Source organism: Pseudoalteromonas ulvae UL12, assembly GCF_014925405.1.
GTDB classification, from domain to species: domain Bacteria; phylum Pseudomonadota; class Gammaproteobacteria; order Enterobacterales; family Alteromonadaceae; genus Pseudoalteromonas; species Pseudoalteromonas ulvae.
On the sequence record NZ_AQHJ01000023.1, the window covers coordinates 704,431 to 729,366 of the forward strand.

Annotated in this window: 20 protein-coding genes; 7 read left to right on the forward strand and 13 right to left on the reverse strand. The window is 41.6% G+C overall.

Translation table 11 applies throughout. The features are described from left to right. Positions 1–11 precede the first annotated feature (11 nt). Together pstA and PULV_RS06735 are read right to left on the reverse strand one after the other, a co-directional pair. A complete protein-coding gene (gene pstA, locus PULV_RS06730; RefSeq protein ID WP_086744628.1) occupies positions 12–1,658 on the reverse strand; it encodes a phosphate ABC transporter permease PstA in 1,647 nt (548 codons plus the stop codon). Positions 1,659–1,673: 15 nt separating this feature from the next. After that, entirely contained in the window at positions 1,674–3,908 is a 2,235-nt protein-coding gene (locus PULV_RS06735; protein WP_086744629.1) for an ABC transporter permease subunit, read from the reverse strand. A 216-nt stretch (positions 3,909–4,124) separates the two neighbouring features. Between PULV_RS06735 and PULV_RS06740 the strand changes: the two genes are divergently transcribed. Beyond that, a complete protein-coding gene (locus PULV_RS06740) occupies positions 4,125–4,631 on the forward strand; it encodes a glycine cleavage system protein R (protein WP_086744630.1) in 507 nt (168 codons plus the stop codon). Between the two features lie 54 nt (positions 4,632–4,685). Here PULV_RS06740 and panP read toward each other — a convergent pair whose 3' ends face one another. Then, positions 4,686–6,314, reverse strand: coding sequence for a pyridoxal-dependent aspartate 1-decarboxylase PanP (panP, locus tag PULV_RS06745; RefSeq protein ID WP_193331227.1), 1,629 nt, complete (start codon positions 6,312–6,314; stop codon positions 4,686–4,688). 308 nt (positions 6,315–6,622) lie between these two features. Between panP and PULV_RS06750 the strand changes: the two genes are divergently transcribed. Then, a complete protein-coding gene (locus PULV_RS06750; protein WP_193331228.1) occupies positions 6,623–8,518 on the forward strand; it encodes an EAL domain-containing protein in 1,896 nt (631 codons plus the stop codon). A 41-nt stretch (positions 8,519–8,559) separates the two neighbouring features. Here PULV_RS06750 and trmB read toward each other — a convergent pair whose 3' ends face one another. The 6 genes from trmB to PULV_RS06780 form a co-directional block, all read right to left on the reverse strand. Next, entirely contained in the window at positions 8,560–9,237 is a 678-nt protein-coding gene (gene trmB, locus PULV_RS06755; RefSeq protein ID WP_193331229.1) for a tRNA (guanine(46)-N(7))-methyltransferase TrmB, read from the reverse strand. Beyond that, the gene (locus PULV_RS06760; protein ID WP_193331230.1) at positions 9,234–10,001 is read right to left on the reverse strand and encodes an ABC transporter permease; all 768 of its coding nucleotides are present in this window, start codon (positions 9,999–10,001) and stop codon (positions 9,234–9,236) included. Before PULV_RS06760 ends, trmB begins: the two co-directional genes overlap by 4 nt. Then, a complete protein-coding gene (locus PULV_RS06765) occupies positions 9,994–10,926 on the reverse strand; it encodes an ABC transporter ATP-binding protein (RefSeq protein ID WP_193331231.1) in 933 nt (310 codons plus the stop codon). Before PULV_RS06765 ends, PULV_RS06760 begins: the two co-directional genes overlap by 8 nt. Then, positions 10,923–11,546: a flavin prenyltransferase UbiX gene (locus tag PULV_RS06770; protein ID WP_193331232.1), complete on the reverse strand. Its 624-nt coding sequence runs from the start codon at positions 11,544–11,546 to the stop codon at positions 10,923–10,925. Before PULV_RS06770 ends, PULV_RS06765 begins: the two co-directional genes overlap by 4 nt. A gap of 22 nt (positions 11,547–11,568) precedes the next feature. Next, positions 11,569–12,924 carry a UDP-N-acetylmuramate:L-alanyl-gamma-D-glutamyl-meso-diaminopimelate ligase gene (gene mpl / locus PULV_RS06775; protein ID WP_193331233.1) on the reverse strand — a complete coding sequence of 452 codons (1,356 nt, stop codon included), beginning with the start codon at positions 12,922–12,924 and terminating at the stop codon, positions 11,569–11,571. A gap of 83 nt (positions 12,925–13,007) precedes the next feature. Then, positions 13,008–15,410: a zinc-dependent metalloprotease gene (locus PULV_RS06780; protein WP_193331234.1), complete on the reverse strand. Its 2,403-nt coding sequence runs from the start codon at positions 15,408–15,410 to the stop codon at positions 13,008–13,010. Positions 15,411–15,689: 279 nt separating this feature from the next. Between PULV_RS06780 and PULV_RS06785 the strand changes: the two genes are divergently transcribed. After that, positions 15,690–16,658: a class 1 fructose-bisphosphatase gene (locus PULV_RS06785; RefSeq protein WP_193331235.1), complete on the forward strand. Its 969-nt coding sequence runs from the start codon at positions 15,690–15,692 to the stop codon at positions 16,656–16,658. Between the two features lie 106 nt (positions 16,659–16,764). Here the strand turns inward: PULV_RS06785 and PULV_RS06790 are convergent, their stop codons facing one another. Next, positions 16,765–18,297: an FG-GAP repeat domain-containing protein gene (locus PULV_RS06790; protein ID WP_193331236.1), complete on the reverse strand. Its 1,533-nt coding sequence runs from the start codon at positions 18,295–18,297 to the stop codon at positions 16,765–16,767. A 242-nt stretch (positions 18,298–18,539) separates the two neighbouring features. On the opposite strand from PULV_RS06790, the gene PULV_RS06795 reads away from it, so the two are divergent. After that, positions 18,540–18,911: a DUF5522 domain-containing protein gene (locus PULV_RS06795; protein ID WP_193331237.1), complete on the forward strand. Its 372-nt coding sequence runs from the start codon at positions 18,540–18,542 to the stop codon at positions 18,909–18,911. A 221-nt stretch (positions 18,912–19,132) separates the two neighbouring features. Next, positions 19,133–20,221 (forward strand): methyl-accepting chemotaxis protein, encoded by a 1,089-nt coding sequence (locus tag PULV_RS06800; protein WP_086744642.1) that lies wholly within the window; start codon positions 19,133–19,135, stop codon positions 20,219–20,221. A gap of 79 nt (positions 20,222–20,300) precedes the next feature. Here PULV_RS06800 and PULV_RS06805 read toward each other — a convergent pair whose 3' ends face one another. From PULV_RS06805 to PULV_RS06815, 3 genes are all read right to left on the reverse strand, one after another. Next, positions 20,301–21,734, reverse strand: a complete 1,434-nt coding sequence (locus tag PULV_RS06805) for an N-6 DNA methylase (protein ID WP_193331238.1) — start codon at positions 21,732–21,734, stop codon at positions 20,301–20,303. Between the two features lie 69 nt (positions 21,735–21,803). Beyond that, a complete protein-coding gene (locus PULV_RS06810; RefSeq protein ID WP_193331239.1) occupies positions 21,804–22,637 on the reverse strand; it encodes a sulfurtransferase in 834 nt (277 codons plus the stop codon). A 10-nt stretch (positions 22,638–22,647) separates the two neighbouring features. Continuing rightward, positions 22,648–23,835 carry a capsular polysaccharide export protein, LipB/KpsS family gene (locus tag PULV_RS06815; RefSeq protein WP_193331240.1) on the reverse strand — a complete coding sequence of 396 codons (1,188 nt, stop codon included), beginning with the start codon at positions 23,833–23,835 and terminating at the stop codon, positions 22,648–22,650. 152 nt (positions 23,836–23,987) lie between these two features. On the opposite strand from PULV_RS06815, the gene PULV_RS06820 reads away from it, so the two are divergent. Both PULV_RS06820 and PULV_RS06825 read left to right on the forward strand, forming a co-directional pair. Next, positions 23,988–24,575, forward strand: a complete 588-nt coding sequence (locus tag PULV_RS06820) for a hypothetical protein (RefSeq protein ID WP_086744646.1) — start codon at positions 23,988–23,990, stop codon at positions 24,573–24,575. A gap of 12 nt (positions 24,576–24,587) precedes the next feature. After that, on the forward strand, positions 24,588–24,923 hold the full coding sequence (locus tag PULV_RS06825) for a 5-carboxymethyl-2-hydroxymuconate Delta-isomerase (RefSeq protein WP_086744647.1): 336 nt from the start codon (positions 24,588–24,590) through the stop codon (positions 24,921–24,923). Positions 24,924–24,936 lie beyond the last annotated feature (13 nt).

The window sequence follows — 24,936 nt, forward strand, 5'->3', positions numbered from 1 at the left end:
TTGATACTGGATTAGTGCTCTAAAGCTCTAAACTTTTCACGTAAGTGGTTACGAATGCCGATAGCCGTGATATTCAATGCAATGATCACTGACACCAATAAAAACGCAGTCGCATAAACAAGTGGACGCGCCGCTTCCACGTTTGGACTTTGGAAACCAACATCATAGATATGGAACCCCAAGTGCATAAATTTACGGTCAACATGAATAAATGGGAAATTCATATCAACTGGCAGAGTCGGAGCCATTTTCACTACCCCAACTAACATTAACGGTGCAACTTCACCCGCAGCTCGCGCAACCGCCAATATCAAACCCGTCATAATTGCAGGGCTTGCCATAGGAACAATAATACGCCATAACGTTTCAGCTTGAGTAGCACCGAGTGCTAACGAACCATGACGGACTGAACTAGGAATACGCGATAACCCTTCTTCTGTAGATACGATAACCACAGGTAAGGTTAAAATTGCGAGCGTCAGTGCTGACCAAATAACACCTGGCGTACCAAAGGTTGGACCCGGTAATGCTTCAGGATAAAATAATTGATCAATGCTGCCACCAAGCATATATACAAAGAAACCTAGACCAAATACACCGTAAACAATAGAAGGTACACCAGCAAGATTGATAACTGCGATTCGAATCATTTTTGTAACCGCATTTTTAGCTGCATATTCATGAAGATAAATAGCTGCTACCACACCAAATGGCGTCACAATAACAGCCATCAGCATGACCATAAACACGGTACCAAAGATTGCCGGGAATACCCCACCTTCGGTGTTGGCTTCACGAGGATCGTCAGCAACAAACTTGCCTAACTGGACAAAGTAATGACCCAGTTTTGCAATAAAGCTCATATCGTTTGCAAACGTAACATCAAGTACTTGATACAGCGGTAATGTTACAAGCTCATCACGCATGTCACGTACAATCACCTGATCACGCTTGGCTTGATCTCGAAGCGCAAACAACTCTTTTTCAAGCACCGCATATTCTTGCTTCAACGTTTCACGCTGTTGCTTGAATTCGGCTTTACGTTCAGCAGTTAACTCATCTTTAAGCTCTAACGCTCGTTCTTTAAGACGAATACGTTCAAGCTCATAGTTTATATGACCAATGGGCCCATTTTGTAAATCAAGGGCTTCATCATTTAAATCAACTGCACGCTCAACTAATTCATCAAGCTTAGCAAGTTTATCCTCAGTGACTGACTGGCCATTTTCAACAACGGATTCAACGTAACCATAAAAATTACCATTTTTACTTCGTTCAAACATCGCCAATCCTTTCGGAGTACTTTGTTTGACGATATCTGTCGATAATAACCAACGAAAATCTAAATCAACATGTTCACGGTTACCTGTTTTAATCAACACGCGCTCAATGGTTTCTTCTTGATGACCTTTGAGGTCAATTCCCGCCTCAAGCAACCGAGACGTCGGCACTTGCTCGCGGTCATAAATCTCACCAATCACACGTACATTGCCCGTCGCAGCTTCCAGATCAAACTGATAAATAGCTGAAGGCCAAAAGAAACTTAATCCACGCCACGCAATTAGCGCTAATAGGCCCAGTACAGAAATCAAACTAATACTAACTGCACCACCTGTCATCCAGATCCATGGAGAACCTGACTTAAACCATAACTTCATCTGTCATGCCTCCAATTAAAGTGAACTATATTTTTCACGCAACTGCTGACGAACAAACTCAGCAATCGTGTTAAAGACAAAAGTAAAAATAAACAAAACAAATGCAGCCAAGAACAAGATACGATAGTGCGTACTTCCCACTTCTGACTCAGGCATTTCTACCGCGATATTCGCTGCAAGCGTTCGCATTCCTTGGAAAATACTCCAATCCATAATCGGTGTATTACCAGTTGCCATCAATACAATCATGGTCTCGCCAACTGCACGGCCAAGTCCCATCATGACGGCCGAAAAGATGCCTGGGCTTGCTGTTAGCAACACAACACGAACCAATGTTTGCCACTGCGTCGCACCTAATGCCAAAGAACCATTTGATAAATGCTTTGGTACACTGAAAACCGCATCTTCTGCTATTGAGAAAATAGTTGGAATAACCGCAAATCCCATTGCAATCCCGACTACTAGCGCATTTCGTTGATCGAACGTAAGACCTAATTCATTTGTTAAGAATTTACGAACATTACCACCAAAGAACCATAATTCAATCGTAGGACTGACCGCAAATGACAAAAATCCAACCAAGAGTACGATAGGGATCAATAACACAGCATGTGAGCCTTCCGGCACAAAGTGACGAATCTTCTCAGGGAGTTTTGTCCATAAAAATGCGGTTAACAACATACTCAGAGGTAATCCAATCAACAGCACAATAATGGCGGGTAAATGCTCTTCAAAAATAGGTGCCAGCCATAATCCAGCCAAGAATCCGAGGATAACCGTTGGCAGCGCCTCCATAATTTCAACTGTAGGCTTGACCACTTTTCGCAGCTCTGGCGACATAAAGTAAGCTGTATAAATGGCTGCAGACAGTGCAATTGGCACCGCAAATAACATGGCATACAAAGCCGCTTTTAAGGTACCAAATGAAATTGGCACTAAAGAAAACTTAGATTCAAAGTCATCACTGGCTGATGTTGATTGCCAAATATAAGCAGGTTCAGGATACCCTTCATACCAGACTTCTTGCCATAACGATGACCAAGTCACTTCCGGATGCTCATTGGTGATTTCAATCACACTTACCGTTTTATCTGATACTAAAATAGCTGCATTAGAACGAGGAGCCATCGAGTACTGATTAATCTTGCCTGATGCAACATTGCCTTGCCATAAAGTGGCTTGGCTTGTGGTGTAGTACACACCTAAATCACCGCTTTTATTTACGGTAAAAAAGCTGCGACGGAAGTATTCAGGATACACACCCACAATCTGCTTATCTTGCGTATAAAACGTGCGGATTTTTTTAAATTCGCGACCTTGATCTGAATTAACTTCAAACCACTGTGACACTTCACCGTTATCATTGGCCAACATCAATGAATTTGCACCCGCTAATAGAGATGATGTCACTAAATTTGCGTTTTCAGCATTTGCAGCAAGGACCTGAATTAATTCAACCTCTTCAGGATCTCGGGTATTAAAAATATACATTTGATTCGCTGAACGTACAAACGCACGCGTGTTATCAGGTGATAACAATAGCTCGTCCACACGCCCTTCAATATCTAACTCGCTGTAGCTAGGTACCCACTCAATTTCATCGGTCATGAAGTTTTCTTCAGCAACAAAGCTTGCGAAAACAACACGGCGATCATCGGTCAATGCTAATGCCGCTACACTTTCTTCTGCGCGACTAAACGCAAACAATTTAATGCCTTGAGATTGCTCATCAACCAAAAATTGGGTGTTGCCTAATGGGTAACGAATCTCTGGTGTGATCACTCGTTTATTACCAGGGAACGTCACATTAAATGCTGGTTTCAAGATGGCAATATGGCCATCGGCATAACCATACGCATACAACCCTAAATGTGGAGCCGATTTTGCAAAACTGATTGGAGTCTTACTTGTATCGACAGGTAGGCTACTCAACTTTTTGCCTAACGCCTCACCTTTGGCCTGATAAAACGACACTTCGCCGGAATTCATCAGTACATAAGCGATTTCAGTTTGCTCTTCCATACCAAGCGCCGCCACTTTACCTTGTTCTTCTAAGGTAAACTCACCACGTTTGTGTACTTCAGCCGATTCAAAAATAGGTTGTACGACATACAGGAGGTAAAAAAAGATCATCAATAAAGCAACCAGCACCATCACACCACCGGCCGAAATACTCAGTTGTGCGAGCTTGTCCTTTATCAGACGGCTTCGATCCGTATGAAAGCTGGATTTTGTCGGATTTGAAGTCATCAAAATATCCTTCAGCATTAAAATTGCTGTGCATTATATTTCGTCAAGATGACAGTAATGTTACACCGAATATAAAATATTGCGATTTAATGACATTTATGTGACAACAAATTCCCCAATTAAAGTCCCTAAGGGTTGGACAAAATATAGGTTCGTGTTAATACTGTATTGGATAAATAACAACAATCTTTCCAACTTTCTTACAGAGTATATTTTATGAAGCAGTTAGTATTAACCTTGATTGGCGAGGATAAACCAGGCTTAGTCGAACAACTCTCAGCCATTGTTTTACAGCACAACGGTAATTGGCTAGCCAGTAATTTAAGCCATTTATGCGGTCACTTTGCAGGTATTTTACAAGTAGAAGTCCCTGAAACTCACCTCGAAGCATTGCAAAATGCGCTTGACTCGTTTGCCTGCCTTGATATCCAAATTGAAGTAGGTGAGCACACTGAACTAAACGTGCCGCATCACCTTAACTTTGTGATTACAGCCAACGATCGCCCCGGCATTGTCCAAGAATTATCAAGTATAATTCGTCACAAAGGAGCAAGCATCGTCCACTTTACGTCTAAACAGCAAAGTGCCCCGAACTGGGGAGTGCCATTATTCAATGCTGTTGCCACCGTTGAATTGCCTAAGGGCTTAGATAAAAATGAAGTCATTTTAGCGCTTGAGTCACTCACTTCTGATGTGATGGTTGACGTCGAAACTGAAGTTTAATTTAACAAATAAATCGTAAAAAAAAGAGCCGCGGCTCTTTTTTTTGTTTTACGATTAAGCTAAATATTTCTGGAGATACTTCTTAAAGATAGGATCGCTTTGTGCGAGTTCTTTTTGTTCTGATAAAATATTTTTCAAAATAGTTTCTGACGTTAGCGGATTAGCCAACACCACTCTAAATACTACGGTCGGTAATTGCTGATATTGCATAGGCGTTAAACGTGTGCGTGACACAAAAGAGCGCCCAGCCTCGCGCTGACGCTTTTGCATACTGGCCGTAAAGCGATTTAACGCTATGTATATATCCATCCGTGTTTCTTCATCTGCAGAACGCAAGATTTGCTGGATTTTAGCTGGCACATAACGATAAGTAAGCAAACACAGTTCAGGCTCTGAAATCAGCTCAAAATCAGGATCTTGATTAATAAGCTCTGCAAAGTATTGCGCTTTTTTAATGCCTTTGTCGATCAGCATTTCATAACCTTTACGGCCAATCACGCTCAAACAAGCATGAACCAGCATCGCCATTCCAGGGCGACTCCCCTCAAGAGTGTGACTGCCTAAATCTTTTGAACCTTTACGTAAAATATATTCTGCATGATGCTCAATAACATTCGAGGCTTCAGGGTCTTTAAACAACACGATTCCAGCGCCCATCGGCACGTACATTTGCTTATGAGCATCGATGGTGATTGAATCGGCACGTTCGACACCAGCTAACAGGTGACGATAATTATTAGACAATAATGTCGCCCCGCCCCATGCAGCATCAACATGAAAATGACAACCTAGTTGCTCACTTAAATCCGCCATTTCATGAAGTGGATCAATATTGCCTGTTTCGGTGGTCCCTGCAACTCCCACAATAGCCATGACTTTAATGCCTTGAGCCTCAAGCTCATGGGCTTTTTCACGCATCGCGGCGACATCTACTTTATTGTTACTGTCGGTCGCAATACCAATAAAGTTCTTACGGCCAATCCCTAACACATCCGCCGCTTTACCCAGCGAATAATGCCCACGCTCTGACACTAAAACAGCTAAGCCTTTATAACCATAATGCATCATTGCAGCCATTAAACCATCGCTGGCAATGCCTTTGAACTCACCATCAGGACGAAGTAAACGATTACGCGCAATCCATAACGCCGAAATATTCGCTACCGTCCCGCCTGAGCAAAACGCACCTAACGCGTTTTTCGCGCTGTGCATCCACTTTTGATAAAACCCATCATTTTGCCCATAAACCAAATGGTGCATCATTCCTAGCACTTGACGCTCAAGCGGCGTAAATGCTTTTGATGTTTCGATTTTCACTAAGTTTTGGTTCAGTCCCACCATCAACTTTGAAAGCGGTAAGACAAAATGGGGTAATGCGGATGTCATATGGCCAATAAAGCTTGGGGCAGCCGTATGTACCGAATGTGCAACTAATTGATCCATGATCTGCTGAGCATGATCAGAGACAAATGTTGGCTCTTCGGGAATATTCGCTAATTGAAAATCTTTCTCGATTTCATGTAATGGTTTTTCTATTGCCGCAATATTTTCATTCAGAAAGCCAGCCAAATTACTCGAAATCTCTTGCTCGATTCTCGCTAAGGTAGAACCTGGTGCTTCCGGTACGGTAAAAATGCGCATTAAACTTTCTTCTGAAGCGACGGCATAACGCTTTGCTTCCATCTTACTACCTAGTATTCCAAATTATTAACATTTGGATAGCTAAACAAATTGCCGCTAACTGTAATAGATATGACACGAAATGTCTCCTTTTATAGCAAAATGGTGTAATCAAACATCCTGTTTAGGTGTTTAATATTGATTATTCAGGGCTCTTTTTCCTACGCTACCCAGTAAATTTCAGCATCTATCAAGTCGATTAACCATAGTCGACCAGCGTTGCAAAAAAAGCAATTGGCTTTATTTGTTTTGGCGGTTATTCTAAATTTGTCCCTATATATTAGCTTGGATTCAATTCGACAAGGAAAGCAATGACATCACGACATGCACATTTAAGTTGGTTAGCAGCTGGCTTCCTTACTTTTATTTTAAGTCTAAGTGGTTACGTCTATTACAGTTACCAATTGACTTATAAAGAAATTATGGCCTCTGTCGATGACAAATTACTCGATGCTGCACTCAGTGTTCAGCATATTTTAGGGCCTGATTATCACGATAATATCAACGATTTAAACCACATCAGCCGAGAAGAGTACCTACAAAAAAGTAAACAACTTTCTGATTTTACAAAAAAACTAGACCTTGAATATGTTTATGCAATGGTCATGATTGATGGCAATGTCCACTTTAGCGCATCAAGCTACACAGCTGAGGATGTTAAAAACAATAAAATCACTTATTTTTATGACCTCTATTCAGAAGCCACCGAGCTAAATAAAGCTGCTTTTTATTCCACAGAACCCCTCTTTGAATATTCATCAGACCAATGGGGGCACTTCAAAACTATTTTTGTTCCATTTACCTCTGCTGACGGGCGTGTTTACCTCACTGGCGCTGACATCACCATTAAAGATTTACAAGCACGACTCAATACCAGTATGAGCCAAGCAATTATCACCAGCTGTTTTTTCTTTTTCATCGCGGTACTCGTTGCGGTTGTTTACATTCAACTTCTTAAACGCAGTTATGGAACCGACAGCGCAACAGGTTTTGCCAATCATATCGCTTTACAAAATACCTTACGAAAAAGTAAGCAATTGCATTTATTAATGGCCGTCATTTGGGTGAACGATCTTGAAGATATCAATAGTTTTTATGGCACAAAAATTGGCGATACGGTGATAAAACGCTTAATGATGAGGCTTAAAGAGCTCTCCGGTGACAGCTATACCCTTTACCGTCTATCAACAAACAAAATTGTCGTACTGACCCAAGATCTCACCAAAACAGATTCACTTGAGCACATGATCAATCAGTTCAACCTCAACACACCTATCATCAAAGAACCGTTTATTTATGTGACATTATGCACCGGGATCGCACAAGGAAATAAAGACTTACTCTTAGAGAATGCCCATATTGCAGCAGCTCAAGCAAAACAAAGCAGGCACAGTTTAGTGCGCTACTCTGACTCACTGCATAAAGTAAAAAGCCAATATCTGTATAATGTCAAAATGGCTAAAAATGTCCGTGAAGCATTTAATGAACAGCTATTAGTTCCCTTTTTTCAACCCGTAGTGTGTTTAACAAACAATGAAATAGTTCAGTATGAATGCCTAGCACGGATTAAAACCGCCGAGAACACTTACCTCAAACCTGAAGAGTTTTTGACGGTTATCAACCGTAGTCGCATGGATGGCCAATTAACCCGCACTATGTTTAGCCAATGCACAGAGAAATTTCGCCGAACGTCAATACATTGGAGTATCAACCTTACAGCTCAAGATATGCTCGACCCAAGTTTGGCACTCTTTTTAGAAGATGAACTCAAACGCTATCCTAACCCGAGTCATATCACCATCGAGTTACTCGAAACAGAAGCCATCGCTAATTTTGCAGAAGTGAAAGCCTTTATTGACCAAATAAGAGCAAAAGGTGTCAGGGTGATGATCGACGACTTTGGCACCGGTTACTCAAATATTTCCAATATCTTAAAACTCAATGTCGATGGTATTAAGCTCGATGGCTCCTTAGTCAAACAGATCGCAAACGATGCTGATGTATTTTTATTTATTGAGCACATTGCCAGCTTTGCCGAGCAGGTCAACCTACAACTTATTGCAGAATCGGTCGAAAATAAGCTGGTTTTGGATACGCTTTTAAAGGCTGGTGTGACCTTGATGCAGGGTTTCTATTTTGCAGAGCCGCAAGCAAACATAGAGAGCACATCTGAATTTAAAAAATGGCCCGCTGAACACCTCAACTAACCAGCAAAAAGCCAGTGACACACTGGCTTTGTTATCAACAATTAAAGATGGGGCAAATTAATCACTAAACGATGGCTCTGCTGGCCGCTGGCCCAATATTTTCGTTCAAAGGGGGTGATTGACTGCTCAGCTTGATATAACTCTACATCTGCAGCATGACCCGTTAACGCTAATGCTGCAGCAAACTCTTCAACATAAATTTTCCAGTTACTGCGTAATTCGAGCTGCCCACCAATAGCAACAATCGTTGGAAAAATCGCCCCACCATGCCAGCGCCGCTGAAGATGCTTACTCTTAGGCCAAGGATTGGGGTACAGTAAGTAATGATGGGTCGGTTGCCAGTTTGCTCTATGCACTAAACGCCAAAAATCATTCAAATCAGCTTGAACTAATATATATTGCCCAGACTCTGTTTGCTTATATTCTACATCGTGTTTATCTAAACGATGGGCTGACTTATCAATACCTATCACTAATGCATCAGGATGTAACTTAGCTAAATTAGCAGTGCTTTCACCGACACCACAGCAAGAATCTAAAATAATAGGTCCAGAAAACTCTTGCACCTTTGCATTTACTTCATCAAACGCTGCTTGAGTATGTGCTGCGATTGGTTTTTTAAACTCTGCGCGCAAATGCCGAACCACCACTTCCTCAAGCTTCTCATGCACCCCTTGTTGATTGGTGGTAATGCTTCGAGAGTTTGCCTTATCTGTCAATGTCTTAACCCCACACCTTTTTTAATCAATGTTAACGCCGTAAAAAATAACACCACGATAAACCCTATCAATACACTAAATGCCACCGTTAAATTGACATCACTGACACCTAAAAAGCCATAGCGAAAAGCATTAACCATGTAAATAATCGGGTTAACCTGCGACACTCCCTGCCAAAAATCTGGCAATAAGGTAATAGAATAAAAGACCCCACCTAGATACGTTAATGGCGTTAAAATAAAGGTTGGAATAATACTGATATCATCAAAACTATTGGCATAAACCGCATTGATTAAGCCGCCCAATGAGAACACCGCCGAAGTCAGTAGCACGGTTAGAATAATCACCAACAGATTATGGATTTGAATATCAACAAAAAATAAAGAAACCACAGTGACAATCAAACCCACCAGCATGCCTCGGGCCATCCCACCGCCAATGTAACCTAGCACTATGATGTAATTTGGTACCGGTGCAACCAGCAGTTCTTCAATGCTTTTTTGAAACTTTGTCGAATAAAAACTTGAGGCGACATTCGAATAAGAATTAGTGATCACCGACATCATAATTAAACCAGGAACAATAAACTCCATATAACTAAAGCCGCCCATTTCGCCAATTCGCGAGCCAATTAAGTTACCGAAAATAACGAAGTAAAGAGTCATAGTAATCGCTGGCGGGACGAGAGTTTGCACCCAAATCCGTAAAAAACGAATGCACTCTTTTATCCAAATGGCTTTTAGGGCGACAAAATAATTAGGCATGATTTTTTTCTCCTGCTGTTTGCGCCAGTAATCCAACAAACAACTCTTCTAAACGATTCGCTTTATTACGCATGCTTAGCACTTGATGACCTTGTGCACTGAGTTGAGTAAATACATCATTTAAGCCTTGAGATTTGGCCACTTCTACTTCAATGCTGTGCTCATCAAGCTGCTTAACCACATAATTAGCTAAGGAAACACCATCGGTGCTATTGGCTAAATCAAACACAAAGGTTTCTTTGTCAAGTTTGCTCAGCAAATGCTTCATGGTGGTGTTTTCAACAATTGTTCCTTGATCAATAATCGCGATGTTTTTACACAACATTTCAGCTTCTTCAAGGTAATGAGTAGTTAAAATAATCGTCACACCTTGTTGATTGATCTCTTTTAGGAACTCCCACATCGAACGGCGTAGCTCAATATCGACCCCTGCCGTTGGTTCATCTAAAATCAATAATTTTGGCTCATGCATTAACGCTCGAGCAATCATTAAACGGCGCTTCATCCCGCCTGATAATGAGCGAGCTTGTAAATCTTTTTTGTCTAAAAGCCCCAGTTTGCCTAAATATTTTTCGGCACGAATAAAGGCTTCTTTACGAGGTACGCCGTAGTAGCCCGCTTGGTTAACGAGTATTTGATTGAGAGTTTCAAATTGACCAAAATTAAATTCTTGCGGTACCAGCCCTAAACAGGATTTTGCTTTTTCAAGCTCACTATCGATACTGTGGCCAAACACCGAGACTTCACCGGCCGTTTTATTAACTAAGGATGAAATCACACCTATGGTGGTTGATTTCCCCGCTCCATTTGGTCCGAGCAAAGCAAAGAAATCTCCTTGTTCGACTGTTAAATCAATTCCTTTAACAGCGACTACCCCATTTTTATAGGTTTTTTGAAGGCCGCTGATTGCTAATGCATGTGTCATTCTTTTTCCCCATATCCCCAGCGTTGCATTAATTGATGCTCAATGCCAAGGTGATCTAAAATACGTGCCACCATAAAGTCCACTAAGTCTTCTATGGTCTGTGGTTTATGATAAAACCCCGGTGCGGCGGGCATAATCGTGACGCCCATTTTCGCAAGCTTGAGCATATTTTCTAAATGAATTTCGCTAAAAGGTGTTTCTCTTGGCACTAAAATAAGTTGCCCTCTTTCTTTAATCACCACATCTGCAGCACGCTCTAATAAATTATCAGAAGCCCCCGTCGCAATCGCAGAAACCGTACCAGCACTACATGGGCAAACCACCATCTTTTTCGGCGCTGCAGAACCAGAGGCAACGGGCGAAAACCAGTTATCTTTTCCAAACACTTTCAGCTGCCCCTCTTGGGCGTTAAAGCGCTCACTCAGTTGTGCTGTGGCTTTTTCTTCATTGCCTGAAAGTTTAATGTTTGACTCTACATCTAACACCACCCGGGCTGCACTACTGATAAGCACAAAAACCTGATGTCCTTGATTTATCAATACTTTGAGCAGTTTCAACCCATACGGAGCACCGGATGCGCCACTAAAAGCTAAAGTTACTGATGATTTAAATTCATTCATGGTGTCACTTATTCAAATTGATTTAAGACTGGCTATATTGATCCGTTAACGCGGTAATTATTTTCTGGTGAATACCGTCAAAGCCGCCATTACTCATGATTAAGACCTGATCGCCTGGCGAGACTCGTTCAAGCAACGCACTCACAATGTCATCGACCGTATCAAAACAAAGTGCATCAGCCTTATCGGCCGCCTGATGCAAAGACCAGTCTAGTTGTTTTGGTTCAAATAGATACGTTACGTCCGCAGCAGCTAAAGAGTTCAATAAGGTATCTTTGTGTACGCCCATTTTCATGGTGTTAGAACGAGGCTCTAAAATAGCGTGGATTTTTTGTGATCCTACTTTCGCACGCAGCCCAGCTAAAGTGGTTTTGATGGCCGTTGGATGATGAGCAAAGTCGTCATAGACATTAATGTCTGCCACTGTAGCTTTGAGTTCCATCCGTCGCTTTGGCGAAATAAACTCAGCTAACGCATCAATGGAAGACTCAACCGGGATCCCAACGTGACGAGCGGCAGCAATCGCCATAACTGCATTTTTGACATTATGCTCACCCATGGCTTGCCAGTGAACTTCGCCAAGCGTTTTGCCTGCAAGTTTCACCTTAAACACACTGCTATCAGCTTGAAGAAGCTCGTAGCTCCAATCATGACCTAACTGCTCAGTCTCACTCCAACACCCTTGTGCCATTACACGATTTAACGCCTCATCATCTGAGGGATAAACAACCTTGCCATTTTGCGGCACAATGCGCATTAAGTGATGAAATTGACGCTCAATTGCTGCTAAGTCAGCAAAAATATCAGCATGATCAAATTCTAAATTATTGAGGATCACCGTTCGCGGTAAGTAATGGACGAACTTACTGCGCTTATCAAAAAACGCAGTGTCGTATTCATCGGCTTCAATCACAAAAAATGGTGTCTCACCCAAACGGGCCGACACACCAAAATTTTGCACTATGCCACCAATCAAAAACCCCGGTTTTAATCCTGCATATTCTAAAATCCACGCCAACATACTCGCAGTCGTTGTTTTACCGTGGGTGCCGGCCACGGCTAACACCCAGCTATCTTGTAATAAATGCTGTTTTAACCATTCTGGGCCAGAGGTGTACGGTAAGCCTTTTTCTAACACATATTCAACGCACGGATTACCACGACTCATCGCGTTTCCGATCACGACCATATCAGGGCGAGGCTCTAGCTGGCTCGGATCATACCCTTGAGTTAAGCTGATCCCTAACTCTTGCAATTGGGTACTCATTGGTGGGTACACATTTAAATCGGAGCCAGTGACTGTGTGGCCTAATGATTTAGCTAATGCAGCGATGCCACCCATAAAGGTGCCACAAATCCCTAGAATATGAATATGCATGAATGTCTCTTTAAAAAGGTCAAAAAAATACCTGACAAAAGTCAGGTATTCTATGATGCCAAAATTAGCCTAACTTAGCACGGTTAAATTGGTGAGCCCGGAGGCATAGCTAAAGGAGCAAAACGCTTAGACCATTCACCTGTTGCTAAAAACTGATGGATCTCATCCGCCAAGTATTGCGAAAACACATCGTGACTACGGTGGTATTTTTTCGCTATAAATTTGAGTTGTGATAACAATTCAGCTTGTACTTCAGGGGCGACCGATGAATTGACACTTTGCTTAGCCATCAATACCGCGGTAAGCATTTGCACTCGTTGCTGTACTTTGCCCGCCATCCCTTGCTGGTTATCGGCAAAAAAGATCTGCTCAGCCAGTGAAAATATCACATCACGTACACCTAATTGCTGGGCATCACGCATTTTTTGTTGCTGCAAACGGTTTAAACGATCGCTATGAAGTAATAAAGCCAAACTGTGCTGCGCTGCGACCTCTGGTAACGCCATCGCATCGAGTGTTAGACCCGTACGACCTTGAATACTTTCGCGAGTTTTACTTTCTCCGTAAGCTTTTGGGGTGATTAAAGCTAATACAGATTCAGGGATCACCAAATGATTGCTCTCTAATGTCATTAAGAGTGCATTAAATGCGGCTTTTTGTTTTTCTGCCGTGACGATTTGATTGCCGGCAACTTCATGCTGACCACGGACTTCATAATGATAATCAACCCCTGCGATTAATTTAACTGCCGCTTCAACTTGATAACGATGTAATAAATACAGTGGAACCAGTACTTCCTCTAGTTGAGAGAGCGCTGTGCCGTTTTTAATATTTTTAATCCCAAACTGAGCCAGCGCTTGTTGGCGTATCGTTAATATACGCTTGAGTTCTAAATCCGGCTCTGCGCCGTTATCCCACAAATGCGCAGTTGGATGCGCGCCGCCTTTGGCACGGGCATCGCTGTCAGAAATAAACTCTAAGCCAAGCTGTTTATTTTCACCTAACACTTGCGCTAAAAACTCAGCTTCTTGCGCCGCAGGGACATCTGCATAACCATACTTGATCACTTGGTTATCCCACTGCCCCATGCCTTTTGCATACGCTTGCTCAGTATTAAAACTGCCATCATCATTAAAACTCACCAATGGATGTGGATAATCCATCACTGAAGCACGATCTTTAATCGATGCAGAAAAGTTGTGCGCAATACCTAAAGTGTGACCCACTTCATGGGCACTGAGCTGACGAATACGATCTAAAGCCATGTTTTGCAAAGTGAGATTAACTTCATCACCCTTTACAAATGGGGCTGCAAGCGCCTCAGCAATTAAAATATCTTGGCGGACACGTAGTGACCCCAATGTGACATGCCCTTTAATGATTTCACCGGTGCGAGGATCTATCACCGACGAGCCATAAGACCATCCTCGTGTGGCACGATGCACCCACTGAATAACGTTGTAGCGAATATCCATAGGATCAGCATGCTCTGGCAACACTTTAACTTGAAAAGCATTTTTATAACCCGCTTGCGCAAAGGCGTGATCCCACCATAGCGCCCCTTCTATCAAAGCAGTTTTAACCGGATCGGGCACACCCGGATCTAAATAATAAATAATCGGTTTTACTGGTTCACTCAGTGCTGCATTGGGATCTTTTTTTGCCAATCGATGACGAGGAATGTAGCGAACATACATAGACTCACTTAAAGGAGCTGCATAGTCTTTATGCTCAACGCTCCAATAACCCGATTGAGGGTGAAAAGCTCGTGGCGTGTAATTGTCATCGGGTAACTCAATCAATGAATGGTGCATATTTAATGAGATACTGTATGGGTCAGCACTTACTTGACGGACAAACTCTCCAGGTTGACTCCCTTTAAAGGTTAACACCGCTTCTAATTCTGTATTTTTTGCAAATGACTTAGAGCGTGGCATATACACAGCACTTCGCGCAGTATCTAACGAAAAGTTGCCTTGATTTCGTGCCGCAAGGGTGCGTGATACACCATGAACATCAGATAAAAGATAAGGGGTATAATCCACCAAAAAGCGCTTATTGGTTTTTGCTGCGATATCAAAACCAAATAAAATACTCGAAGCAAACGCTTCTTTCACACTTTGTAATTCAGCTTTGTTATCTGTATTGGCCCGGTAGTAAGTATTTAATTGACGCAACATCAATTTATGGCCCATTTTTTCGAACTTAACCAGACGAGTCTCGCCAAGCTGCCCCCGATCGAGGCCAATATCATTGGAGCCTAACCCCATAGGTAAACTGTGTTGTAATAAAAAAGCCTGATCCAGTTTTTCGACTTCGAGGTACAGTTTTCCACTGTTGTCATCGACATAAAATGAAAAAAAGCCCGGATATTGATTCATATCGCGAGTAAATTCATCAATTGACTTAAGTGAAGCGTGCGCTTGAGTTACAATACTCAATAACAGACTCAGCGTAATAAAGAGAAAACGTCGGCTTTTCAACATAATGTTACCTTTGTTTGTATGCTTAGTGGTGGAATTGTTATCTGATGATACACAATATACAACTGCTAGGTACACGTTTTTCGACTGTTAGGATTTGATCAATCCACCTAATGTATTAAAGCTAGCGTAATGTTTTAATTCGTTAATCTTAACTGTAATCAACTATGCTTAAGATATTGATCAAATCGATTTGATAAAATTACAACTCAGCGCTTAACCCCGTAATACATGCTCTCTCACATTTGCTGTATTACATCGCTTAGGAATTAGGAAACTAAAATGCGTAGACTCCCGCCAGTGTTACTCGAAGATGGTTGCTCAAGAGAGCTGTTATCACTGATCCGTACCATTCTTGCTGCTTGTAAAGAAATTTCATTCCGCGTTGGTCAAGGCGCTCTTTCGGGTGTACTTGGTTCAACCTTAGATGAAAATATTCAAGGCGAAACACAAAAGAAACTCGATGTCCTTTCGAATCAATTATTGAAAGATATTTTACTCGAAACAGGTTACGTTAAAGCCATCGCCTCTGAAGAAGAAGACTACACGGTTGCGGGTAACCCAGATGCCAAGTTTATCGTTGCTTTTGACCCACTTGATGGCTCATCAAATATCGATATTAACTCATTGGTGGGCACCATCTTCTCAATTATGGAAGCGCCTGAGGGCTCTGACGCAAGTGATCCGAGTATTTTCATGCAACCGGGTGATAAACAAGTCGCAGCAGGTTATGTTTTATATGGCCCATCAACCATGTTAGCGCTCACGACAGGTAACGGGACTCGCATTTTTACCTTAGATAAAACCCACGGCAGCTTTTTATTAACGCATGAATACGCACAAATCCCTGCGAAAACAAATGAATTTGCGCTCAATATGTCGAACCAGCGCCACTGGCAGCCAGCAATGCAAAATTATGTTGCCGATTTACTTGCAGGTGACACAGGACCTCGTCAAGAAAACTTCAATATGCGCTGGATTGCGGCCATGGTGGGCGATGTTCATCGCGTGCTGACTCGTGGTGGATTATTTTCTTACCCTGCAGATACTAAAGATCCAAACAAGCCTTATAAACTGCGTTTACTTTACGAAGCAAACCCAATGGCCATGTTAGTAGAACAAGCTGGAGGCATTGCTTCAACAGGCAATGAGCGAATTATGTCTATTCAACCTGATGCCATCCACCAGCGTGTTGCGGTAATTTTAGGCTCAAAAGACGAAGTGGAAACCTGTTTGTCATACCATCAATAACCGACGGTAATCCCCTCTTTCATCACAAAAAAATGGAGAACTTAGTTCTCCATTTTGTTTTAGCAAGTAACACGAGTCGTCCACTCGTGCTGTTTTCTCTGTAATGTTACTCTGCGGATTGAGCCGAGCTCTGTATCTCGTTGCGCTCTGATGATTTAGATAACCATAACGCCATTGATTTGGCCTGCTGTTTGCCATCTTGTTTTTCAAAACGTATTAAAATATCCGCTTTACCATCTTGGTTAAAATCTTGTGTTTCTATCAAGCTGCCGTTTTTAGGTAGTGCCACGGTATATTTCGACTTTTTCTTAGCAAATAAGCGCTCTGCTTCACCTTTATGAATTCTAAACTCATCATCGTCAGTTTGAATAAACAGATCTTTTAAACCGTCGCCATCAAAATCGGCCAGTTCAAATGCCGTACGACCTCCTCGACCGGTATCAGTATTCACTAACACTTCAATTTCTGTATCGTAGTCAGGTTTTTCACTAAACTGGCGCTTTGTGTGCATCCGATGGATAAACATATCCGCATCGAGGGATCCGGATACTAAAGACATCATCGAACCCACTCCGAGTTCCATCGAGAACATTGCATAATCCAGTAAACCATCATTATTTAGATCATTAAATTCAAGCTGACTTTGCCCTTTTGGTTTAAGCGTGATCTCTGGCTGTTGAGCAAACATCAATTGCTGTTTATTAAGCTGGCCAAAACGGATCTGATACTGAGTATCACCACCAAACATGCCGCCTTTTTCTGATTTTTTTGTCACTAAATCAACCAATTTGTCACCATCGAGATCAATCAAATGTTCAAGACTAGTAAGGGCAGACATATCGTCATCATCTCGTCTGATCCGTTGATATTCTTGCTGATTTAACACGCCAGCATGAAAAGGAACGGTTATAGACTCAGTAGAAAAATCCCCTTGGGCTAATTGCGTAAACACGATAAGTTGGTCACCTTGAACAAAAGCAAGATCTAATCGCTCATCACCATTCACATCAATGCTAAAACTCTCTGGCTCGCTGACTGTAATGCTACGCTGTTTAATGTTTTGCTCTGGTATGAAGGCTATTTTTTGTTGCTTAAATTGCCCATCGGCCTGCTGTAAGTAAATATTCACTTGCTCAAAATTTGCTGTCAGTACATCGACTAACCCATCTCCATTTACATCTTGGGCAAACTCACCAAAGCTTGCCAATGCAGAATTGTGAGGCGCATAAAAAGAATCGATCTCAGTCAACAATTGTGTTTTTCCAGACTGAATATCCACACTCAACAACTCAGTTGCCGTCATAACCAGCAAGCTTTCACTGCTGTGATTAGCCAATTGTCCTGAGGAAAAAAATAAACTGTTGCTCGGCAAAGCAAAACTGGTCGCTTGATTCGTTTTCGTAGACTCTAAATTTGAAAACACATTAATGATGGTGCGCTCTTCTTTTGTGCTGCTAATCAGCACATGTTGAGGTTGTTTAGTCTGGTGTAAATAGAGCAATTTTCCGGATAAATCATACTCGCTGATCAGCTGATAGCGTTCAAACTCGATTTCTGTTTGTGTTTTTGCACTGAGGTGACTACAAACCATCAGACTAGATGCACAGCACATCAACACAGCGAACTTATTTAATGTCATTTATTCTTCCCTTTTAGTTATTATTTTAAATGCACACTCACTAAAGTAATGCTGAGCTAGCGCAATGCTTGATGCAGCTTAACCGACGGACTGTCAAAAACAGATAAAAAGAATGCAACAAGGTATGAATGGAGTCAAAAAAGGGAAATAAGTTCACTTTAATTTTTTGATGGTTAAGTGACGATTGCGGTATAAAAAAATGCTACGATAGCACCTTAAAATATTATTTAGATAACGATTTCATGCCGACACAATGCGCACTATGCCAAGCACCTCTTTCCTGTAGCGCCGATCAACAATGCTGGTGTATGACATTGCCAAATATCCTTCCTTTAGACAGCCACAATACCTGTTTATGCCAATCGTGTTTGCTTACAAAAATTAACCATTTTTTATCTGAACAATATCGCAGCCAACCTTTAGATCGTTTAATTAGTCTAGCCGCCCCCTATCAAGCAACCCCAGCCATTGCAGGGCTTGATTTTAGCATAGTGCAAGGCAAGTATATGTTTCACCGCTGGGCACATTTAAAACGAGGTTATTGCTGTGGTAATGGCTGCCAAGAGTGTCCTTGGCGAACAGATAACCTCAATGATCCTCCGCTATATTTATGACCAAGTATCGATAAAAATTTATAATAAACTGTCAATTTAGCTAAAGGACTGAGACACAAAAATAAAAACAAAAAGTTGCTGTACTCCTCTATACTAAATCACTATTAATGATTTTAAAAACACATAGTTGAACCTATACCGGCTCTCTATATTATCATTTTTCATAAAATGGCTGATGATACAAAAGTGAGTTAACGATTTGTGACTTCTAGGAATATTCAATGTTTGTACTTAGCGCTAAATACCAATTGTCTCTCAATGAGAATCAGCAACTAAAACAAGAAATAGACACTCTCAAAAATCAAAATCACACGTTGCAACAAGAGAACACTCATCTCAAAGAGCAAGCTGAACAAATGCTTTCGCCCTCTGAAATTCACTATAAAGAAATGCTATTAAAATGTGCGATTGAGTGTATTAACCAAATCCAAGGTGTCCGTGAAACTGTATTATCATCTTATCAAGCCATTGACTCAGAAAGCCGCTCTAGTGATTTAATTAATGGTTTACTCGATGCCTCAAGTGAATCATTACATCATATTGTCGATGATATGCGAGGGTTGACAACGAAAATGGGAGGTATGACTCAAAGTATTTCAGGCTTATCAGCAATGGCTGACAGCATCAATACATTTGTTTCGACCATATCTAAAATATCCGACCAAACTAATCTCTTAGCACTCAATGCAGCCATTGAAGCAGCCCGAGCTGGCGAAGCTGGTCGAGGTTTTAGTGTGGTTGCAGATGAAGTACGTTCTTTAGCGAACAATACCAATACATCAGCCAATGAGGTAGCTGAATTAGTCAATAAAATTATTCAGTCAACAGCTAACACTGTCAGCTCCGTCAATGATATTCAAAATAATAACAACCAACTTTCCAGTGGTGTCGAAAAACTTAATGACGATTATTCTGAGATTATTTCTTGCTGCACTTCGATGAAATCCGCTATTGTCCATGCCTCATTAAGGACTTTTATTCAAACAGTTAAACTCGACCATATAGTCTGGAAAGGTGATGTATATGCCGTTGCTTGTGGCCTGAGCACTAAAAAAATTCACGACTTTGCTGATCATACAATGTGTCGCTTAGGCAAGTGGTATAAAAACGAAGGTGCAAAAATGTTTAATAATAACTCCTCATTTAGCAAACTAGAAGAACCGCATAAATTGGTTCATCAAAATGGTGTTATGGCGCTAGAGTCATTAGTAAAAGGAGATAAAGAACGGGTTGTAAAACACCTCCAAGCAATGGAGGAATCCAGCGCTTCAGTGATGCACTATCTCGATGAACTTGCCAATCACAGTTAAAATCACTCCTAAAATTAAGTGAATAACCAAGTTTTTCAACACTATTAATGATGGCGCTTCAATCTTAGGTTGGCGCCCATTACGTTCGTTTAACAATATGCCGGCAAAAATCTGAAATATGCGCGATGGTGGCTTGGCAAAACTCCAGCTCTTGATACAGTAAGGTGTTTATTTTATCTCGTTGAAGTTGAGTACTGTGCTGCATCTTCGCACATTGATAAGCTTGTTTGGCGAGCACTGATAATTGCTGCTTGGTTGACGGCGACATCAGTGGTAAAGGGAGCCGCGTTACATAGCCAGAGGTAATCATATTTGAGCGGATTAATACGCCTCTGACACAGTATTTTACTAAATCAGAGTTTAAATATGCCAACAGCCACCACTGCTGGTTTTCATCACACATTATATTTGGATTGACACCAAATAAACTCCCTTGCGGCAGTACACAGGCCGAAAACTCAACCCCCATTGACGAGCAAGTTATCCCACTTTGCATTAAATAATTTTGATTGCGGACATTAAACTTGGGATCAATGCGACTCCTTTGTAAAAAGTCATCAATGAGATAGCCATTAGGGACACAAAAAAACTTATTGGAGCTCGGATTTTTATAAAATGGAATGGAAAAGCCTGGCTCTGGCTGCTTTCGAATAAACGCGGCGTCGTTACCCGTTGAGACACCGCTAATACAGGCAAATGAGTGCGCTAAACGCGGGCCATTAAACAACTGCTTAATAGCGCTTGGGACTCCCACCAAAAACTCACTGTTATCGACCTCGCCTGACAAAATAATATCGCTAAGCTGCATTGTCTCAAACTGCCCCTCAAGCAAACCAGCCTTAAATTCACGCTCTCCAAGAGGGCGATTTAACAATCGAATAGGCAACTGTGGGAGTTGATGGCCTTTTTGCAACACTAAAATACACGTGCGGACATTGGCCCCTTGAGCTAAAAAAAGATCGGTTGGACATAAGAGTAAATCATGTATTCGGCACGTTGAGAGAATTTTATCGCGTAATTTTTTATGAACTTTAGTACTCAAAAAAGAGCTATCGCAAATACAGCAAATAACAGCGCCCTCTTTAGCATTGTTTATCATCGCAGCTAAAAACATCGAGTACATGTTATGAATGCCCACATCAGCAAAACGCTGCTTTAACGCCAGCTTATTTCGTTTAATGTAATCAACTTCGTGGCAGTTATAAGGTGGATTTGCAATGATAAAATCTGCATCAAACGCGTCTATCGACTCTGATAATAAAAAATCAGTTAATAAAAACGATGCCTGATATGAGCGTTTATGAGCAATAATATCAATGCCAATTAATTCACTGCGGTGATCTGAAAAGTGCTGAATAAAGGGTGCGAGCAGCTCTTCTTGACCTACACATGGATCAAGAACTTTTCGACCTTGAGGGTTGATTTCTAAGCAACGTTTTAAAAAGTAATCAGCAATAAAATCTGGGGTCGCATAATATCCCGTTTCACGGCGATCAACTCCTGTCGAAGTCATTATATTCTTTGATTTTCGAGCCAAAATGCCGCCTATTTACCGCTATACACTCAATGTGTTTTGCCGATTTTAACAAATGGGTAAGTCAGGATTGGCTCCCCACTCACTCCACGAACCGTCATACACGGCTAAATTTTGATAGCCGACTTCCGCCGCCCCTAAAGCAAGAATGCAAGCAGTCACACCCGAGCCACAACTAAATTGCAGCGTCTTAACTTCTTGAGGGACTAACTGGCTAAAGATGCTCGCTAACTCAGTTTTGGGCTTGAGCAAACCATTATGAACTAACTGCGCAAAAGGTAAGTTTTTTGATTGTGGGATATGCCCTGCACGCATGCCGACTCTTGGTTCAGCTTGTTCGCCACTAAAACGGTCTTTAGCCCGAGCATCAAGTAGCAAAGTCGAGCAATCATCAATACTCGCAAGGACGGTATCTGCGCCAATTAAGCGCGCTGCGTGTCGATGACCAACAAAATTCCCTCGAGTCTGCGCCTCACTATAGTGGGTTTGTGTCGCGCCGCCACAAGCTTGCCAAGCGGGTAATCCCCCACTTAAGACATAGACATTAACAAAACCCATCACTTTAAACATCCACCACGCACGAGGAGCGCTATACACACCAATGTCATCGTAAACAACAAGAGTACTCTTGGTGTTCACTCCCATTTGTTGCACCAAAGCCGTAAATTGCTCATCGTTGGGCATAGTGTTCGGTAATCGACTAGTGGTATCAACTACGTGATGACTAAAATCAAACCGTTGTGCGCCAAGTATTTTCGACTTAGCCAAATAAGGTGCCTCACTGCCAACAGGAGCCATGCCTGCATCAAATATGATTAAGTCAGGATCGTGAAGATGTTCAAGCAACCATTGGCAGCTGACTACATTGTTTTTGGCAGGCATGATGTCACCTTTATTTTAATGAACGAAGCGAAATAAAATCTGCATGAAATGCGCCATGGGCAAACTCATCTTGGCCAGTTAAACGTTTCTCTATTGCTAAGCTATGGGCTTGGTCACACTCTTTGCCATTTCCTGGCACACAATAAATGTTCTGTAGATAATTAAAGAATGCGTTTCTTAACTTGCAATCCATTTGCCAGGTCGATAAAGCCGCTAAATGCGCCTCTAACTGACTTTGATTATCCGCATGTAACACTAGATTCTCGATATTAAAGCAGGCTTGACCAAGGGTAATTACTTTTTTATTAAGTAACAGTGCCTCTAAGCCAACAGTCGAATTAATCGTAATCACCGCTTCGGCATCCATCATAATGTCTCGGGTAACATTATCATTAGCAAACATAGCAATCGGATCTTTATGGTATAAATGAGTATAATGCTTATGCCAAGTTGGGTGCTCTTTAAACACCACTTTCAATTGAGGATCGCCAAGTTCTTTTACCGCTTTAACCACTGCATCATAAAACGTTTCCATGTCAGGGATCCAAGGAGAATAACAGGCAATCTGGGTGTCATGAGGAACCTGAAAAGGGACAAATATAAAACGCTCGGGTAATGCTGATTCGCCGTGTTGATTGCGCCTTCTGTGAGCTGCACGCTGCTCAATTTTAGGGGCGTGAAAATCCATTTCGACTAACGCCGATTGTGCAAGATAAAAAGCAGGATCTTTAGGCAATGAAGCAGCTTGGTTCACCCCATTTGGGTCAAGTGTCGTGGTGCCTGGTAATAAACCGTTTTCAAAATAATAAATAGGAATAGAGAGCTGTTGGGCTGCCAGCACAACTGTTTGATTAGGTAATTTCTTGCCATTCCAAATCACTAATAACTCTGGTTTTTCTTGACTGAACAGAGACAAATATTTCGCTAAACGGCATTTTTCTTGTATCAATAACCAACCACGATACACATTGGCCAACCAAGTGAGCTGTGCCAATTTAGGTTGTTTGGCCATTTTACGAATTAATTGCGTCTCAATCATTTGCGATAAATTGGTATTAAATGCTTGAGCCAAAAATGCCCACGCACTGAATTTAGGCCATCCCATAATATGCAAGCGCGTAGCTAAGTTAAGATGTTTTCTCAGTTGTTGATAATATCGGGCATGCACATTGCGTCGAGTGACAAATAATATAGCCATAAAAGACCTGCGTTTGTATAAAAATGAATGAAGAAATTCACAATAATGCGAATGGGTTGCAGGGTAGCAGCTCGAGCAAATTCAAGCAATTGACTTTGTATTCGCACCGTTATGTGTTTCAATAAAGTCGTAACTTTTCAGAGACTAAATCCATGATAAAAAAACTCACTTTAGGCACCCTATTAATTGCATTTAGCCAATTCGGCCACGCTGGTACTTTGATTTCTGGTCAATTTGGTAAAACATTTAGTCAAGCTCTGACCACAGAAGAAGGGCTGAAGCTTGATCTTCATGATAATAATCACGTTGGGATCAGTATCGAGCGCACAATAACAGGAGCTCGTTATGGATTATATTACGCATCGTTAGACACCCATTTACAAAATCAATCTGAAAAACAACTCGATATGAATTTGTATTTATTTCAAAGTGCTGTTGAATTCCCCATTAGAGAAGATATTTCAGGCTATTTTGGCGCACATATCGGGGTCAACAATATCAAACCAAATTGGTCAGAATCAGATAGCTTTTTTGCTTTAGGCCTATATGGTGGCGTCGAATATCAATTTACCCCAGAGGCGCGTGTGTCGTTTGAAACTCGCTGGGTAAATACCATCATCGATAATAACAGTAGTGTGTCATGTGATAGCACCACTGACGATGATCAGTGTTTGTGGCACTTTGATGGTGATGTACTGACACAATTTCAAACCAGCCTTGGTTTTAGCTATCGCTTTTGATGAATACACTTTATGCCGCATATCATCATTGAGTTATCTGATAATTTAGCCCCTCAAGCACAGTTTATTGTCGAACGTATTCAGCAATCAGCTGTCTCTTGCGGGCTATTTGATTCATCCAGCGTGAAAACACGAGCCCTTATTTACCAACACTTTGTCCTTGGCAATCATAGTGATAGCTTTATTCATGTCCAAGCGAAAATATTATCCGGTCGAACCGAACGACAAAAACAAGATTTAAGTGACTGCTTAATTGATTGCCTGCAACATCACTGGCCAAACGAAGGCTGCTTAAGTGTTGAAATCATTGATATGGATAAACAGAGTTACCGAAAACACCAAAAATAATAAAGAGTAGCCG

Coding starts and splice junctions, on each gene's coding strand:
- PULV_RS06800 (WP_086744642.1), top strand. CDS start 19,133: ATGTTTGTACTTAGCGCTAAATACCAATTGTCTCTCAATGAGAATCAG.
- panP (WP_193331227.1), bottom strand. CDS start 6,314: ATGGAAGCAAAGCGTTATGCCGTCGCTTCAGAAGAAAGTTTAATGCGC.
- PULV_RS06770 (WP_193331232.1), bottom strand. CDS start 11,546: ATGAATGAATTTAAATCATCAGTAACTTTAGCTTTTAGTGGCGCATCC.
- PULV_RS06820 (WP_086744646.1), top strand. CDS start 23,988: ATGATAAAAAAACTCACTTTAGGCACCCTATTAATTGCATTTAGCCAA.
- mpl (WP_193331233.1), bottom strand. CDS start 12,924: ATGCATATTCATATTCTAGGGATTTGTGGCACCTTTATGGGTGGCATC.
- PULV_RS06790 (WP_193331236.1), bottom strand. CDS start 18,297: ATGACATTAAATAAGTTCGCTGTGTTGATGTGCTGTGCATCTAGTCTG.
- PULV_RS06750 (WP_193331228.1), top strand. CDS start 6,623: ATGACATCACGACATGCACATTTAAGTTGGTTAGCAGCTGGCTTCCTT.
- PULV_RS06765 (WP_193331231.1), bottom strand. CDS start 10,926: ATGACACATGCATTAGCAATCAGCGGCCTTCAAAAAACCTATAAAAAT.
- PULV_RS06760 (WP_193331230.1), bottom strand. CDS start 10,001: ATGCCTAATTATTTTGTCGCCCTAAAAGCCATTTGGATAAAAGAGTGC.
- PULV_RS06810 (WP_193331239.1), bottom strand. CDS start 22,637: ATGCCTGCCAAAAACAATGTAGTCAGCTGCCAATGGTTGCTTGAACAT.
- pstA (WP_086744628.1), bottom strand. CDS start 1,658: ATGAAGTTATGGTTTAAGTCAGGTTCTCCATGGATCTGGATGACAGGT.
- PULV_RS06795 (WP_193331237.1), top strand. CDS start 18,540: ATGCCGACACAATGCGCACTATGCCAAGCACCTCTTTCCTGTAGCGCC.
- PULV_RS06805 (WP_193331238.1), bottom strand. CDS start 21,734: ATGACTTCGACAGGAGTTGATCGCCGTGAAACGGGATATTATGCGACC.
- PULV_RS06740 (WP_086744630.1), top strand. CDS start 4,125: ATGAAGCAGTTAGTATTAACCTTGATTGGCGAGGATAAACCAGGCTTA.
- PULV_RS06825 (WP_086744647.1), top strand. CDS start 24,588: ATGCCGCATATCATCATTGAGTTATCTGATAATTTAGCCCCTCAAGCA.
- PULV_RS06780 (WP_193331234.1), bottom strand. CDS start 15,410: ATGTTGAAAAGCCGACGTTTTCTCTTTATTACGCTGAGTCTGTTATTG.
- PULV_RS06735 (WP_086744629.1), bottom strand. CDS start 3,908: ATGACTTCAAATCCGACAAAATCCAGCTTTCATACGGATCGAAGCCGT.
- PULV_RS06815 (WP_193331240.1), bottom strand. CDS start 23,835: ATGGCTATATTATTTGTCACTCGACGCAATGTGCATGCCCGATATTAT.
- PULV_RS06785 (WP_193331235.1), top strand. CDS start 15,690: ATGCGTAGACTCCCGCCAGTGTTACTCGAAGATGGTTGCTCAAGAGAG.